Source organism: Vibrio sp. YT-16 (genome assembly GCF_033337405.1).
GTDB classification, from domain to species: Bacteria; Pseudomonadota; Gammaproteobacteria; order Enterobacterales; family Vibrionaceae; genus Vibrio; species Vibrio alginolyticus.
In genome coordinates this window covers 37,318-52,644 of the sequence record NZ_JAWOQQ010000005.1, presented here as the reverse complement: position 1 = coordinate 52,644, position 15,327 = coordinate 37,318, and the positions used below count along the sequence as shown (strand labels likewise).

Below are 15,327 nucleotides of genomic sequence, written 5' to 3'. Positions count from 1 at the left end.
TTAAGTCGTTTCGACAAATAATATTTGTTAACTAGATAGGTTGATAAGTTGCATAAAAACGCCAACCTACAAACAAGGTTGGCGTGGAAGATTATTTAGTAAGTACTTGATTTAACCATTGATCGAATTGAGTTTTAGGTAACGCACCATTGATCATATCAACGCGTTGACCATTCTTGAAAACCATAATGGTAGGAATACTGCGAATACCAAATTGCGCCGCAAGTTGTTGTTGAGCTTCGGTATCAATCTTAACAAAACGAGCCGTTCCGGCTTGCTCATGAGCAACATCAGAGAAAACAGGAGCAAAACCAACGCACGGGTTGCACCATGGGGCCCAAAAATCTACTACAACAGGCATATCACTTTGTAATAGAGCAGAAAAGTTATCTTGTGTACCTTCGATAGGCGAGCCGTCTAAAAGTGCACTTTTACATTTACCGCAAGTTGCAGATTCGGCAACGCGCTCATTAGGGACACGATTTAGACCGCCGCACGAAGGGCAGCGAGTTTTAAACGATGACATGACTTCTTCCTTTATTACGTATTGATGAAAACATGACTTACCAGTCAGCCTCATTATTTGTATACTTATTTTTTAACCTGCCGAAATAACGCAGCGCAGGTTTATATTTGAGCCTAAGGTTCTAAGAAATTTTATTAAAATACAACAATAAATAGGTCTGCGATGACAAATTATTACGCTGAAATTACAGGTTGGGGGAAATGTGTTCCGCCAGCCGTGCTCTCTAACGATGATCTTAGCACTTTCCTCGATACTTCCGATGAGTGGATTCGTACCCGCACTGGTATCGAAAACCGCCGTATTAGTCATGTAAACACGTCAGACATGGCGACCGTTGCTGCTAAACATGCATTAGCTCGAGCAGGCGTCGATGCAACAGACGTGGATTTAATCATTGTGGCGACTTGTTCACCAGATTCATTGATTCCAAATATCGCGTCTAAGGTACAGCAGAACCTAGGTATTCGTGCAGCCGCTGCCTTTGACTTAAATGCCGCATGTACGGGATTTGTCTATGGCCTAGAAACGGGCACACGTTTGATTCAATCAGGTAACTATCGTAACGCGATCATTATTGGTGCGGAAAGATTGTCTTTCTACATCGATTGGGCAATGCGAGATACCGCGGTTCTATTTGGTGATGGTGCGGGCGCCGTTGTGTTATCAAGAACGGAAAAAGAAACGGGTTTACTACAGTCTCAAATCGGTTGTGACGCAAAAGGCCGCGATATTCTGTCCGTACCAAAGTTTGGCACTTGTATGGATCGCTTTGCGGAAGACAACGGTTACTGGGATTTCAACTTTGTAGGACAAGAAATTTTCAAACGTGCAGTAAAAGGCATGGGGCTAGCTGCGAAAACCGTACTGAAAGCATCACAGTTAACGACGGAACAAATCGATGTTGTGATTCCGCATCAAGCGAATATTCGTATTATTCAAACCTTGTGTGACCTGTCTGGAATTCCACACGACAAAGCGTTTGTTAACATTCAAAACTATGGCAATACTTCAGCTGCGACGGTGCCAATTGCATTGTGTGAAGCGGTAGAGCAAGGTCGAGTTAACCCTGGTGATAACATGCTTCTTGCTGCGTTTGGTGCAGGTTTGACATGGGGGGCGGCAGTATTGAAATGGGGTGACCGTGTAACGCCAATTTCTGAGAGTGATGCTGCATTACCTGAATGTAAGCAATCGGCACTTGAGTTGTTAGAGCGCGCAATTAAGCTGTGCAACGAACGCCGTCGAGACGAGGTGTAACGGACACTCTGCAAACATAAGATGGGTAAGGGAGCGCGAGGCTCCCTTATTTGATGATGTGTTCTACAGCTACCTGTAAAATATCTTACGACATAAAACCCAGGTTTGAATGGGTAAAATTACGGATGTTCGGGAACACGTATTCCAGTGCAGCGTTATCACTCACGCCCATCCACTGCGCTAGTGTTGAACCAACTTGATCAGCGGCAATTTTGGGTATGAGTCGGCCTTGAGAGTAATCATCGTTTCCGCCCAGTATTAGTTCCGGCCATGTACCGATAGGTTGTTTCCCATTTACCGCGCCTCCAATTAATAGTTGATGGCCACCCCAGCCATGATCGGTACCATTTCCGTTGCTCATCATCCGTCGACCGAAGTCAGACATAGTGAAGGAGGTGACTTGCTTGTTTAGCCCTAACCGTTCGACCGCACGATACATTGCTAAAAGGTTTGTCGCGAGATCCTCAAGTAACACTGGATGACGTGCCAGTTGCGAATCGTGTAGGTCATACCCAGAGTGTTTAACGAAAAAGACTTGTCGTTGCTGCTTCAGGACATCTTGGCTTGCTATCAATTTGTACACGGTTTGCATCTGCTTGCCGAGCGTCGACGACGTAAACAGCGGCTCGTCAGCAATGTGGTTGAGTTGCTCGCTCAGTACACTGCTCATTACCATCGACTCATCAACCATCAAATTAAAATGACCATTAAATGGATTGTCAGTTTGATGAGAGAGAAGGCGATCATAGATACCTTTGTATAAAGGGTTATCAATCGCGGTAAGCTGAACCGCGCGATCTTTTTTCAGGACGGTTTGGCGGTGTTCCATTGCCCGTAACCAAAGCGAGTTGCCATGCACACTGTATAGCGGTGTTATTTCTGATTCAGAGTTTAATACATCCAACATTCTGCCAGCCCAACCAAGATTTTTAGACTCGCTCATTCCACCAAGTAACCAAGCGTCTGTTTGAGAATTATGAGAAAACAGTTGCTCGGGAAGTGATGCTTCACCTTGCTCAATAGCTTGTTTGGTGACGGGATGGTTGAGAATGCCACTATTGAGCACGATGCTGGCATCGCCTTGTTCGAAAACGGAAGTTAACGCATTTAACTTTGGGTGTAAGCCGAGCTTCACTGGGTGATTTGAGCTATCGACAGCACTCAAATTGATAGGGAGTATGTCTTCTTTGGCGACAGAGAGTGGGCCTCTGACTTTGGAATATTGATGATAGTGCGCCTCCGATAATGGCAGTATGGTGTTGAATGCGTCGTTTCCGCCTGCTAAATACACACATATTAATGCTCGAAAGTCATTGGATGGCGCTGCGAGAGAGTAACCTGGCAGACTAAGAGAGGCTAGTGCGCCCATCGATAGCGTGCTTTGTATAAAATGTCGTCGTGAAATATCCATAATTCACTCCTAATCCTGAATATAGAATTCGTCGCCAGAAATGGCGGTAAATATCACTAGAGCGAGTTTTGTTGTTGGCACATAGTCCCCACGATAATCATTCAGGGCGGTGAGCATGAGCTCTTTCAATTCAGCAGAAGCCGTTCCAGCAAAGAAACGCTCGTTAACCAATTCGACTAAGGCACGGTGATTGTCCAGAAGAAGATAAAACTCGTTAAGATCGAAGTGGTAGGAATCACCATCTCCTCTACGAGTGCTGGTTAACATATAGTTGACCAAATCGGTATAAACAGACCAATTGAGAAGTTCATACTCTGGAGAGTTAATACCAGACTCCGTAAACTCGTTAGACGGCTGATAGTCTGGAGAGTAAAAATTAAACACGGAAGGAGAACGAAGCGGCCCTTGATTAGCGATGTTCATCATCGTTGTTGCGTCTTCGTAACGTGATCCTTTAACCGTAAAACCTGATGCTCGATGAAAATTAGTCAGGACCAGTATCGGTTCTTTCACTTTTATAGGCGGGGTATCCGTCATCCCTAATGCTTCAGGGTCGAGCAATATGGCTCGAACAACGGCGGTTAGATCGCCTTTTTCTCCTTCCCCATTGTTGTTAAATATCGTAGCAACACGCGCGACGTACTCTGGGCTTGGATTTGAACTGACCAAACGTTGGATAAGTAACTTTGAAACAAATGGAGCAACATTTGGGTGAGACATCAACATATCAATCACTTTTGAAAGCTCTTCTTGTGCGGTTAGACCCGGTGGGATCACGTTCCCTAGAAATCGCTTCTCGCCGGTGTCGTGTCTTTGACTGATAACTCGCATCGGTTTCACGAATGCGATGTCGGAATTTTTCCATCCAGTTAATGCTCGCGCGAGCTCTTGAATATCAGTTTGATTGTACGTGGGGATAGGTTTGCCTGTTGCGTGGTTTAGCTTTTTACTGCCATCTAAATTGAGTTCATACAAACCGATAGTGAATAACTGCATTAACTCTCGAGCAAAGTTCTCATCGGGAAGCGTTCCTGTCGCACTATTTTCTTTTGCACTACCGAGCATAGACAAATAGCTCCCCATGACTGGATGGATGGAAACGTCATACAACAGGTCTCGGTAGTTGCCAAACGCATGCTCAACCAACAGATCGTAGTAATTCACTAACCCTGTAGGTTTGCTGGAAAGAACGCCGCCATAACGAGAAACGACTACGATCTGACTCAATGCATAAGCCGTTCGCTGCCTAAGCTGATCTTCAGCAGTAACAACAATTTGATACCAAGCATTTTCTCGGTTTGACTGTAGGCCTTTAGAAAAAGGCGTTTGATAAAGTGGTTGATGGTAGGTTGCTGGCAGGTTGATTTGTTTCTGTATCCAATCCTCTAACCCGTTTTCCCTAACCTCATTAATTAACGCAGGTGTTGGTCCAAAAGAGGTTTGATAGAGAAAACGCGCAACGGTTTGATCGGATGGGGATTGCTGTATTTGTGCTGATACATTAGACACATGGCTCAGCAATAAGATAGCCAATCCTAGTACCCAAGCAGAGATTTTATTTAGCTTCTGACGTCTCATAGTTAACTCGCTTACCCGAAGTAACGATTTAAGTCCATTTAACGGGAGTTATTAAGCTCTTTTGAGCTGTTTAGTAAATTTATGAAAATCAAGCAGCTGCATAGGCGAGTATAGTAGCAATAAGTGGTGAACAAAAAACTCAAACGATGAATTTGGTACTATAGTGCTAGAATTTTTTGATGCTATTTTTTCTAAGATACTGATATTAAATATGGCCAATGAAGAGTAACAAGCAGAGGTATCGCAATGGATATAGAAGGGGGACAGCTAAAGTACTGTTAACAAGAGATTGGTATGTTTGTTAAGGCTTAAGTTAGTTTCAAGAAATTATTGAGCCAATAAATAAAGTCCATTGGTTTGCACAAGAGAAAACCACACGGATGTTCTCTTGTACAAAGCAACAAAGGTTATTTTCGGGCAAGCTTATGGTGAGCACGAGAAAAGTGATCGGCACAAAATGCGCCCACAATCGAGAGTTCGCCAGCCAGACAAAGCGAAGCTGCGACTTCGGCTAACGCTTTCGCATTGCCGTTGCCGTGCAAACCCAAAATATCCAAACATGCTTTTTGCGTTGGAAGGCCAGTACCACCGCCAACCGTTCCCACCATGATGTTTGGCAAGGTCACGCACGCGTACAAGTTGCCTTGAGCGTCCACATCCATACGAGTGATTCCAATGGCAGACTCTGCAACGCAAGCGGCATCTTGACCACAAGCAATGTAAAGCGCGGCAAGGGCATTTGCGTAATGCGCGTTGACGCCAATTGTCCCGCTGAGTAAACCACCCACCGTGGTCATTTTGCCAAATTGAACCATAGACTCCGGCGTCGTATGCAGATATTTTTCCACCAACTCAGCAGGAATGGTCACTTCGGCGGATACTTTCTTACCGCGTACCGAGCGCAGTGTGTGTGCGTTTGGTTTTTTGTCGCCTGATAAGTTGCCATCCAAGAATGCTTGAGTTGGTTTGATTGGGCTGGTCGCCAAAATATGATGGAACACTTCGTTTGTCGCGATGGTCACCATGTTTTGTCCGGAAGCGTCACCAGTCACGTATTCAAAGACCAAATAAACATGGTTTCCTTCGATATTTACATTGATGTCTTTGAGTTTGCCATGTGAGGTGGTGGATTCCGCAATTTGACGAAATACGTCAAACTGGGTCACAACCCAACTGACGAACTGGCCGGCGTCAGCAAGGTGATTAAAGGCGAATACTGGTGTTCGGCTCACCCCTTCACTTAGTAACAATGCGCTCGCGCCACCAGCGGCGGTGATAAGATTTGCGCCACGGTTGTAGGAAGCGACTAACGCGGCTTCTGTCGTTGCGAGCGGAACCAAAAAGTCATCGTTCGCATACAAGCCGTTGACGCGCAAAGGGCCTGCAATGCCGACCGGCACATTAACAGTACCAATGAAGTGCTCGATGTTGTTGGAGTAAGCATCGCAATGTGACTGCGTGAAAGGATCAAGGAGATGATCTTTATTGGTCACGTGTTCCAATACTTGCCAACGGCGCGCCAAATGCTTATCCGACAGGCCAGGGCTTAAGCAGAGACGTTTCTCTGGCTTGTGAAACTTCGGTTCTAATGCCGATTGAATCTTACTGCTGGTTTCGATATCGGAAAGGGCGGAGCTTTGAACAGGGTTATCTTGGTTTAACTTCGGCATACAAACGTTAACTGAAAAATCGAACCAGAGATTGTAGTGATTGAGGCTTTGATTACAACGTTGATTATACGTTTTGCAACAAATACCACTGTGCAAGCGCCTTTATTATCCAAGTGATTTGATATTGGAGCGACGAATTTACCGGACATAAATGGGTTTTGACAATGAATGTTGCAGTAAATGGCAGATCCGGGAGGTTATGGCTTTTAGAGAAACTGGACTGTAGGTGTTTGGATTCGACAAGGTGTAAGCATGAGCGCCTTAAAAGCGGAATGGTTCAATCTATGAAAGGAATAAATTGTCTAACCCAGTCCCTTGGGTCAGACGTTAGTTTGAATCGGTTGTTCAAAAACTAGTTGAAGGCGCGAGCCACACGTCCCGCACTTTGAATACGGTAATGGCCAACGTAAGCAGGAACAAATACAGATTGTCCCTTCGCGGCGGTTAACGTCTCACCGTTATCACTGATGAGTGTCAGGTCGGCATCAATCGCCATCAAAATCTCTGCGCTATTGGCATCAACCACTTCATTGTTCGGTTGGTTAAGAATGCTGAAACTAAAGTCTGCCACTGGGACCGGATAAAGGCTTTGGCAACCATTGGCATTGGGTTTAAGAACAAGGCTGTTAAACGGCTTAGTCACAAAATCTGTGCATTTAACCAGTTCTTCAACATCCATATGTTTCGGAGTGAGTCCTGCACGCAAAACATTATCTGAGTTCGCCATGATCTCTAATCCCGTTCCTTTAATGTAAGCGTGTGGCGTTCTTGCGCTCAGGAACATCGCTTCGCCCGGTTGCAGCGTGATGACATTCAACAGCAATGGTGCAAACAAGCCGACATCGCCGGGGTATTGAGTGGATAGATCCAAGATGAGTTGGAAAACGTCGCTGTCAGTGCCATGCTCTGATTGACGTGAGGCGCAGGCAAGAAGCTGTTTCAGTGCTCGCTCTTTTGTTTCGCCTTCCATGGTCAGAATGTGCACAAAGAAATCTCGTAAACCTTGTGAGTTGATTTCGCGTTTGAATGTGTCAAGAGGCGCGCGTAGCTCATCGATATCGCAAAGGCTAAATGCCTCAATAATCTCGGCATACGAGCGAAAACCGTTCATGGCTTGGTAACTTGTCAGCGCGTACACCAACTCAGGTTTGTGGTTTGGATCCTTGTAGTTACGATGGCTTGCGTTTAGTGGGATCCCGGCACTTTGCTCTTTTTCGAAGCCTATTTCGGCATCTTGCTTGCTTGGGTGAACTTGAATCGACAGTGCGTGTTCGGCCGCTAAGATTTTAAACAGAAAGGGCAGGTCGCCAAATTTTGCTGCGGTTTCTGCTGATAAATAAGCGGGTTGGTTTTGTTTGATCAGTTCAGACAAAGGCAGCGTGTTTTGCTCAACCTGAACTTCAGAGCAGCCGTTTGGATGAGTACCCATCCATACTTCTGCTTGAGGCTCATTCGTTTCGTTAGAAAAGCCAAACAAATCGTGAATAGAAGAGGTGCTTCCCCAAGCGTAGTTTTGGATTTTGTTGTTCATTTGAAAGAAGCTATGCGATGAAATAGTATTCAAAATCATGAATTTTTCCCATAGTTAACCCTCCGAACTGAATCGGAAGAAAAATTGAGCAGAGATACGTTAAATAAGGAGGGCGAGCGCGGTTAGGTCACTCGCCAATTTGCCCGAAGGGCGATAAGTCGATTTACAACCGAGGCTTTGGTTCGAGTGGTTTTCGTGATGGTTGCGCTTGCAAAAATGGCAGCAACAAAAGGCCAATGACGGCTGCACAAACTGAAATGGTGATGAAGAAACCCGTCCAATGATATTCTTCAAGAATTAACGCCAGTGGATAACCAGACAATGCTGCGCCCATGTAGGCGAACAAGCCCACGAATCCTGTTGCCGCGCCGGCAGAATCTTTGTGAGAGCACTCAGCTGCCGCCATACCGATCAGCATTTGTGGCCCAAAGACAAAGAAGCCGATGGAGAACAATCCCGCTGCTTGGAATGCAAAGTTGGTCAGAGGCATTAGCCAAAGCGCAGAGACAGATAAGAAAATCCCAATCGCGAACAGCAAGTTCATTGGCCCACGGTTACCGCCAAAGAGTTTGTCTGAGCCCCAACCCGCAACCAATGAACCAACAAAACCGCCGATTTCAAACATCGACAGAGCAGCGTTGGCGTTAATCAGGCTATAGTGATGCTGCTCGGTCAAGTACAGGTTTCCCCAGTCATTGATTGCGGTTCGGACGATGTAAACCAACACATAACTGAACGCGAGTAGCCAGATGTATTTGTTGTTAAATACGTACGATTTCAGAATTTCGCGGTAGGTGAGGCCACGTCCGTAATTTTCTTGCGCAAGTTCTAATGCGTCGTTGCGCCATTGGCCGACACTTGGTAAACCCATTGTTGTGGGTTTGTCGCGCAATCGCCAACAAACGAATAGACCGAGTAATACCCCGATGATGCCGGGTAGAATAAAGCCTTCACGCCAGCTGTAGTGCAACGTTAAATAGCCCACCAAAATAGGGATCAGCGCGCCACCAACGTTGTGTGCGGTGTTCCAAATGGCCCATAAGAAGCCACGCTCGGAGCGTGAATACCAAGTGGTTAACAGCTTGGAGCATGAAGGCCAGCCCCAGCCTTGAAACCAGGCGTTTAAGATCCACAGAGTAATGAAAGCTGCGAGTGAGCTAGAAAAGCCGAACGCGATGTTGACCAGACCTGTCGCAATCAATCCTAATCCCATGAAATAACGAGGGTTAGAGCGATCTGAAATCGTACCGGAAATAAACTTCGAGCAGCCGTAAGTAATGTAGAAAAGCGTACCGATAAGACCCAAATCGCCTTTATCTAAGCCAAGATCGGTAATCATCGCTGGTGCGGCGTAGTTAAAGGTCTTACGGGTAAAGTAGAAACCTGCGTAGCCAATGTACATCCCCAACATAATGTGCAAACGCCAATGGCGGTAACGCTGGTCGATTTGCTCGTTGCTCAGACTCGGCTGAGTAAATTTAGGTGAACGTAAAAATCCAAACATCTTGAGTTACACCTTAGGTAAAGTAATGCTGATTTGTGTGCCAGTCACTTGATCGCTGGTGGAGTAGATAACCATTTTTCCACCTAACGCGTGCACACGCTCTTGCATGCCACGAACGCCCATGCCTTTCATGCTGTCCTGAACTTTGAAGCCGACACCATCATCGTGAATCATCAGTGACACCGCAGCTTCTCCAATTGTCAGCTCAATATTGATCAACTGCGCTCCTGCGTACTTGGCGGCGTTATTCAATGACTCTTGGCATAAACGGAATAGGGTGACTTTGAGTGTGTCACTCAGGCTGGTGTAATTGCCTTGCCAGTTCAGTTGAACAGTTGTTCCATGATTGGCGAATTCCATCTCTCGCGTCAGTTGCTCGACGGATTCTTTCAAGTCCAAATCATCCAGCATTTTTGGTCTTAGCTTGCTTAACAGTCGCTTAGTGGTGTCGTACACGTTGAGCGAAAGCCCTTCAATCATGTCTGCGCAACCTACGCGTGTTTCTGTGTTATTTACCCGCTTAATGATGTTGGCTTGTGTGCGGATCGCCGTGATGTTCTGTCCAATTTCGTCATGTAGCTCGCGCGCAATATCGCGTCTTACCGATTCTTCCGCTTTGATAAGCTGGCGAGACAAATTCTGATTGCGTGCAAGTTCGCCGCGCAGTTTGTGATTGAGGTCTTTTTGTTTCTGAACCCCTAAGCCGAGCATAATGCCGGTGATGGTTTGCGCTGAGAGAGATAATAACAAATCGGTGATTTCTAGATTCGATACGCCGCTGCGAGCCGCAATCAGCGCAATGCTGTTGAGCATGGTGGCGAGTAGGGCACCTTGCCAGCCGTAACGCAGAGCAAGCACGATGATTGGAATCGCCATACAAAACGGCGCAAATCGTTTTAGCTCTTCAGGCAAGCTGGTTTGCACCAAAATACTGCCGATCAAAAGCAGCGCATAAAGCACGATATGGCGCACCTGAAATACAACGGCATTACTAAGTAGGAGAGAGCTAAGCGGAGACCAACGACTTTGGAACAAATAGCTCCACAACAGGTAGCACATAGGCACCACGAGCAAGCCTCCAGAAATGCTAGCCAGCCATACCATGTAAACAGAAGGCACGTGAAATCCGACCGCCATTACGTTGATGAAGGCGGTAATGATGATCACAATGCCCATGACGGCTAAGTGGCGGTTTTGGTCACCGTAGTAGTATTTTTTCGCAATCAGAGTGACCGGGATACTGGCAATGCTCGCAATCAGCACGGTAAGCCACTGCGGTTGACCCAGTAACATCGCAAGTGCGATGGAAAGTCCCCACTCCGAAAGGTAAATCGTCGGCCAATAAGCGGTGCGAGTGTGTAGGGTGACACCTAATCGTAAAGCGAAAGGAAACAATAAGATCGCCAGTTCGGGATCATTGACAAAGTAATAGGCAATCACCCATAAGCAGAACCAGGCGCAAGCCATAACAAATAGTCCGCAAATGGTGGTAACAGCGTAAGCTCGCATTAAAAGGACTCTTGAGAAAATAGTTTGGCGAGCTCAACGTTGTTTTTCACGCCGAGTTTGTCGATGGCATTCGCACGATGCACATGCACGGTCTTGTGGCTCAAGCCAAGCTCTGCCGCGACAGACTTTACATCCAACCCGGTCGCAAGTAGCTGACATACCTCGTTTTCACGTTTTGTCAGTTGGCATAGAGAGGTGGTGTTGTCGCTAGGCGTTGCAAGTTTAAGTGCAATATCTGATGTGAGGTAACAGCCGCCAGAAGCACTGGTTCTCACGGCTTGAATAAGTTCGTCTGGGCTACAGCGTTTACTAAGATAGCCTTTTGCACCTAGCTTTAGTGATTTTTCCACCATCGCAGGGGAGTCATGCACGCTAAGCATCACGCAGGCAATGCCAGTTGGTATTTCGCTAAGAAAGTTTAAGCCGCTTTCATCTGGCATGGAGATATCTAGGATGACGACATGAGGGTGTACCGCAGGCAAGCCTTTGCGCGCTTCGGCGACAGAGCCGAATTCACCGACAACGGTAATATCACTTTCTAAATTTAATAATTGTGCGAAACCTGAACGCACGATGACGTGATCATCAACTAGAGCAACATGAATCATTATTACAACCAAATAGAGCAGACGACTAACAACAATAAGCTCCAACAGGAGCCAATAGAAAAACCTTTAATGATACTGAATTGATCAACTCATTTTAATGATCTTGCGCGCTTTACCGAAGTAAAGCGCGCAGAGAAGTTAGGCTTGGTTTTGTGCAAGTTGAAGCTTCTTCGCGTGTCGAATCTTCTTCTCTTCCGCGATAGCGACGAAAGCAAGCAAAACAATACAAATCATGGCGGAGGTATCTAGAGCTGCGAAGGTACCTTTCCAACCTGTTAAGCCGAAGATAGGTGTACCGTCTGCAATCATACCGAGACCAAGTTTCGCGAAGCTGTCACCGATTAGGTAAGCGAATGTACCTTTTACGCCGTCAGCCACACTGATTGCTTTTTTAGGGACAAAACCAACCGCGGCAACACCGATAAGAAGTTGCGGACCAAACACCAAGAAGCCCAATACAAATAGTGAGGCTAAGTACATGAACTCGCTAGTGGCGTGTTGGTAGAACTCAAGCGATACGATGATCAAACCAAGAGACACACAAGCAACCAATGCGCGGCGACCGTTTGCTAAGTCAGATAAGTAACCCCACATCAAAGTACCCACAAGCGCACCGACTTCGAATAGAGTAAAGCCAGAGATTGCCGTTTCTTTTGACAGACCAAGTTCTTGGTACGCGTATACCGTTGACCATTGGTCGATACCGATACGAACGATGTAAAGGAAGATGTTGGCAAAGCAAAGTAGCCAGATAACTTTGTTTTTAAGAACGTATTCAACAAAGATTTCTTTTTTGGTCATCTGGTTTTCTTCAGCGGCGGTGTCTTCTTCACTCACTGCTTCATCGAAAAGTTCTTCTACTTTACCTAGACCGTAAGCTTCTGGAGAGTCGCTACCAAAGCGCATACCGATAAAACCAACGATGATCGCGATGATAGAAGGGAACACGAACATTCCGATTACGTGTCCGTCGAATAGGTAGTTGGCACCGAAAAGAGCAACACCCGCTGCGCCCGCACCACCAACGTTGTGTGACATGTTCCACAAGCCTAGGTAAGAGCCGCGTTTGTTACGAGGTGTCCATTTTGTAATGGTTGAGTAACTAGAAGGGCCACCAGTACTTTGGAAGAAACCACTCAGAGCGTAGAAAGCCACCATCAAGAACAGGCTTGCACTACCGCCGCCCATGCTGAAGCTGAAACCAAGCATTGCAAGACCAGAAAGGATCAGCATAAAAGGGAGGAATTGCTTGGTGTTCTTACCGTCAGCGTAGTAAGACACAACGGTTTTACCGATGCCGTATGTGATGGAGAAGCCAAGGCCAATAAGACCTAGGTCTGTCATGCTCAAACCGTAAGTTGAGATCATGTCGTTTTGCGCGACATTGAAGTTCTTACGAATCAAGTACATGGTTAGGTAGCCGATAAATACGACCAAGTAAGATTGGATGAACGGTTTAAACCACATCTTTCTTCTAACTTCGACAGGAAGATCGAGTGTCGGCTTCCGCACCTGTTCGAGGAATTTTAACATGATGAACTCTCTTGTAATTGTTTTAGAAACACAACGGAGACCGTTATGCGCTCTTGTTACCTTTGACTGAGCGGAATTCTAGAGAGTGGTTTTGTGAGGCACATGAGATGGTTGCCTAGATCGGCTAGGAAAAATTCCTAGAAATGCCTAGGAAGGAGGAAAAGCGTGAAAAGAGTCACACAAAATCCTTACTAATCTATGGGTTTTTGACTGGGTTCTTATCGGATTGGAAAGCGTTCAAATGCAAGCGGGTTAATATGCGTAAGCTTAGTGCAGACAAGGGGTGAGCACGTTTGGTTGGAGAGAATAGTGGCTTGTCGCTAAGTATCAATTGGGAATGAGAAGCAAACAACAGAAACCCGGAGGTCTCTGTTAGAAATATTAGGAATTCGGCTAGGTTGACGTGTTAAGGCGCAGGGCTGTATAGACGCGGCGAGCCGTGTTTTGGTAAGTGAATTAGGTTCAAATGGTTTCTTCTTGCCCATTCGACGGTTAACGCTGTAGGTGCAGATAAGCAAACCAGAGTGGGGATACGCGCGCGAACGGCTTTGTGGATCAACTCCAAGCTGCAACGGCTTGTCATGATAGCGAAGCCACTTTGAGGCTCGATGTGATTGTTGGCTAATGCGCCAATCAACTTATCTAGCGCGTTGTGGCGGCCGATATCCTCTCGGCACAACTTGATGTTGCCTTGTAAATCTGCAAATAAGGCGGCGTGTAACGCGCCAGATTCACGTGCGGCTTCTTGATGCAGTGCGACTTTGTCTCGCAGCCCTTCGAATACATCGGAGCGCGGAGGAAGAGACGGTGTCAGCGGTGCTAAATCAGGCAAAGCTTGTTCCAGAGCCTCGACGCCACAAATGCCGCATCCGGTTGTGCCTGCAAGATTCCGACGTTGTGTTTTTAGCGCCCAGAAAGCGCGGTTGCTGATTTCCACTTCCGCATAGTGAGATTCGTGATCGCCACCAATTTCAATGTCTTTGATCTCTTTGAAGTCGTGGACGATGCCTGTGCTTAGGCTAAATCCTTTCACGAAGTCTTCCAGATGGCCTGGCGTCACCATCATGACCGCTTGGCTAATGCCGTTGTAGCTGATAGCTAAGGCGGATTCACTCGCCAGCGACATTTGTTGCACTGGGCGGCCATCAATCAATTCTCGGTAATTGAACGCACTTGGTTGAGGTGGTGCTTGATTGAAATCGGACAGTTCAAAATAAGATTGAGTAGTACATCTCATGAAATCACCTCATAAGCCGTTATGTATGCCAAAAATTGACGTGTGGATTCTTGTTATCGATTAAAAATGTTTTTTGCTTCTGCGAAGCACTGATCCGTTAGCGCGGAGAAGGGTTCTTGTTTTCGCTTTAACAAACCTAGCGGGGCGTGAACGGCGGCTTCTTCGATAGGGATAATGCGAAGCGTATCGTTCAACTCTTCCAATCCACAATTCAGCGGCATAATGGCGCAACAAAGGCCACTGGTTACTGCTTGGATCAAGTGAAAGGTGGAGTTACTTTCAATGACGGTTTGCGGAACCAGCCCTTTACTCACAAAGCTAAGATCAATGGAGTGGCGATAGTGCATGCCCTTCGAAAGCAGCCCTAGCGGAATGTTATTGAGTGACTCCCATAACACTTCAGATTCGGCAAAATCAAAATGACGCTCATCGAATAAAACGCCAAGTTTGGTTGAATCTAGCTCGATAACATCGAAGTAAGCGGTGTTAACTTGATCGACATAACACATCCCCAAATCAAGTTGATTTCGATTGAGTTGGTCTATGATCTGTTCGGTCGTCATGGAGAGTATTTGAAAGCGTAACTCAGGGAACTGTTGAGCTAATGGTTTGAGCAATTGCATAGGGTTTTGGCTGGCGAGTGGCACCATTCCAAGCCGAAGAGAGCCGACCAATTGACCACGGCAGTTGGCGGCTTCGGCTTGCAATCCATCATGAGCTGCTAAGACGGTTTTTGCCCAAGCCAAAATGCGTTCTCCGGCTTCAGTAAATCCTTCAAATCGTTGACTTCTTTGGATTAATTCGAGATCGAGTTCTTCCTCTAAGCTTCGGATCCTCATGGACAAGGTAGGCTGCGTAATGTGGCACAATGCGGCGGCTTGACCAAAGTGTTTGGTCTGTTCAAGTGCGATGAGATATTTAAGTTGTTTGATATCCATAATGGCTTGTTAACCTTGCGTTGTG

At 46.3% G+C, this 15,327-nt stretch carries 12 protein-coding genes; 1 reads left to right on the top strand and 11 read right to left on the bottom strand.

Annotated features, from left to right (window positions below):
* Positions 1-91 precede the first annotated feature (91 nt).
* Positions 92-526: a thioredoxin TrxC gene (gene trxC, locus R7F07_RS10845; protein ID WP_053303657.1), complete on the bottom strand. Its 435-nt coding sequence runs from the start codon at positions 524-526 to the stop codon at positions 92-94.
* 162 nt (positions 527-688) lie between these two features.
* Between trxC and R7F07_RS10840 the strand changes: the two genes are divergently transcribed.
* Positions 689-1,783 (top strand): ketoacyl-ACP synthase III, encoded by a 1,095-nt coding sequence (locus tag R7F07_RS10840; protein ID WP_086047382.1) that lies wholly within the window; start codon positions 689-691, stop codon positions 1,781-1,783.
* An 85-nt stretch (positions 1,784-1,868) separates the two neighbouring features.
* Here R7F07_RS10840 and R7F07_RS10835 read toward each other — a convergent pair whose 3' ends face one another.
* From R7F07_RS10835 to R7F07_RS10790, 10 genes are all read right to left on the bottom strand, one after another.
* Positions 1,869-3,194: a DUF1501 domain-containing protein gene (locus R7F07_RS10835; RefSeq protein ID WP_158173096.1), complete on the bottom strand. Its 1,326-nt coding sequence runs from the start codon at positions 3,192-3,194 to the stop codon at positions 1,869-1,871.
* Between the two features lie 9 nt (positions 3,195-3,203).
* On the bottom strand, positions 3,204-4,772 hold the full coding sequence (locus R7F07_RS10830) for a DUF1800 domain-containing protein (RefSeq protein WP_171342945.1): 1,569 nt from the start codon (positions 4,770-4,772) through the stop codon (positions 3,204-3,206).
* Between the two features lie 407 nt (positions 4,773-5,179).
* A complete protein-coding gene (locus R7F07_RS10825; protein ID WP_005376082.1) occupies positions 5,180-6,442 on the bottom strand; it encodes a hydroxymethylglutaryl-CoA reductase in 1,263 nt (420 codons plus the stop codon).
* A 352-nt stretch (positions 6,443-6,794) separates the two neighbouring features.
* Positions 6,795-8,012: a mannose-6-phosphate isomerase, class I gene (gene manA / locus R7F07_RS10820; RefSeq protein ID WP_158173095.1), complete on the bottom strand. Its 1,218-nt coding sequence runs from the start codon at positions 8,010-8,012 to the stop codon at positions 6,795-6,797.
* 124 nt (positions 8,013-8,136) lie between these two features.
* Positions 8,137-9,477 (bottom strand): MFS transporter, encoded by a 1,341-nt coding sequence (locus R7F07_RS10815; protein WP_005480243.1) that lies wholly within the window; start codon positions 9,475-9,477, stop codon positions 8,137-8,139.
* Positions 9,478-9,483: 6 nt separating this feature from the next.
* Positions 9,484-10,986: a signal transduction histidine-protein kinase/phosphatase UhpB gene (gene uhpB / locus R7F07_RS10810; protein ID WP_158173094.1), complete on the bottom strand. Its 1,503-nt coding sequence runs from the start codon at positions 10,984-10,986 to the stop codon at positions 9,484-9,486.
* Positions 10,986-11,594, bottom strand: a complete 609-nt coding sequence (gene uhpA / locus R7F07_RS10805; RefSeq protein WP_005376090.1) for a transcriptional regulator UhpA — start codon at positions 11,592-11,594, stop codon at positions 10,986-10,988. Before uhpA ends, uhpB begins: the two co-directional genes overlap by 1 nt.
* A 138-nt stretch (positions 11,595-11,732) precedes the next feature.
* A complete protein-coding gene (gene uhpT, locus R7F07_RS10800; RefSeq protein ID WP_021707729.1) occupies positions 11,733-13,127 on the bottom strand; it encodes a hexose-6-phosphate:phosphate antiporter in 1,395 nt (464 codons plus the stop codon).
* Between the two features lie 406 nt (positions 13,128-13,533).
* Entirely contained in the window at positions 13,534-14,364 is an 831-nt protein-coding gene (gene fdhD, locus R7F07_RS10795) for a formate dehydrogenase accessory sulfurtransferase FdhD (RefSeq protein WP_017447522.1), read from the bottom strand.
* 53 nt (positions 14,365-14,417) lie between these two features.
* On the bottom strand, positions 14,418-15,302 hold the full coding sequence (locus R7F07_RS10790; protein ID WP_005460961.1) for a LysR family transcriptional regulator: 885 nt from the start codon (positions 15,300-15,302) through the stop codon (positions 14,418-14,420).
* Positions 15,303-15,327 lie beyond the last annotated feature (25 nt).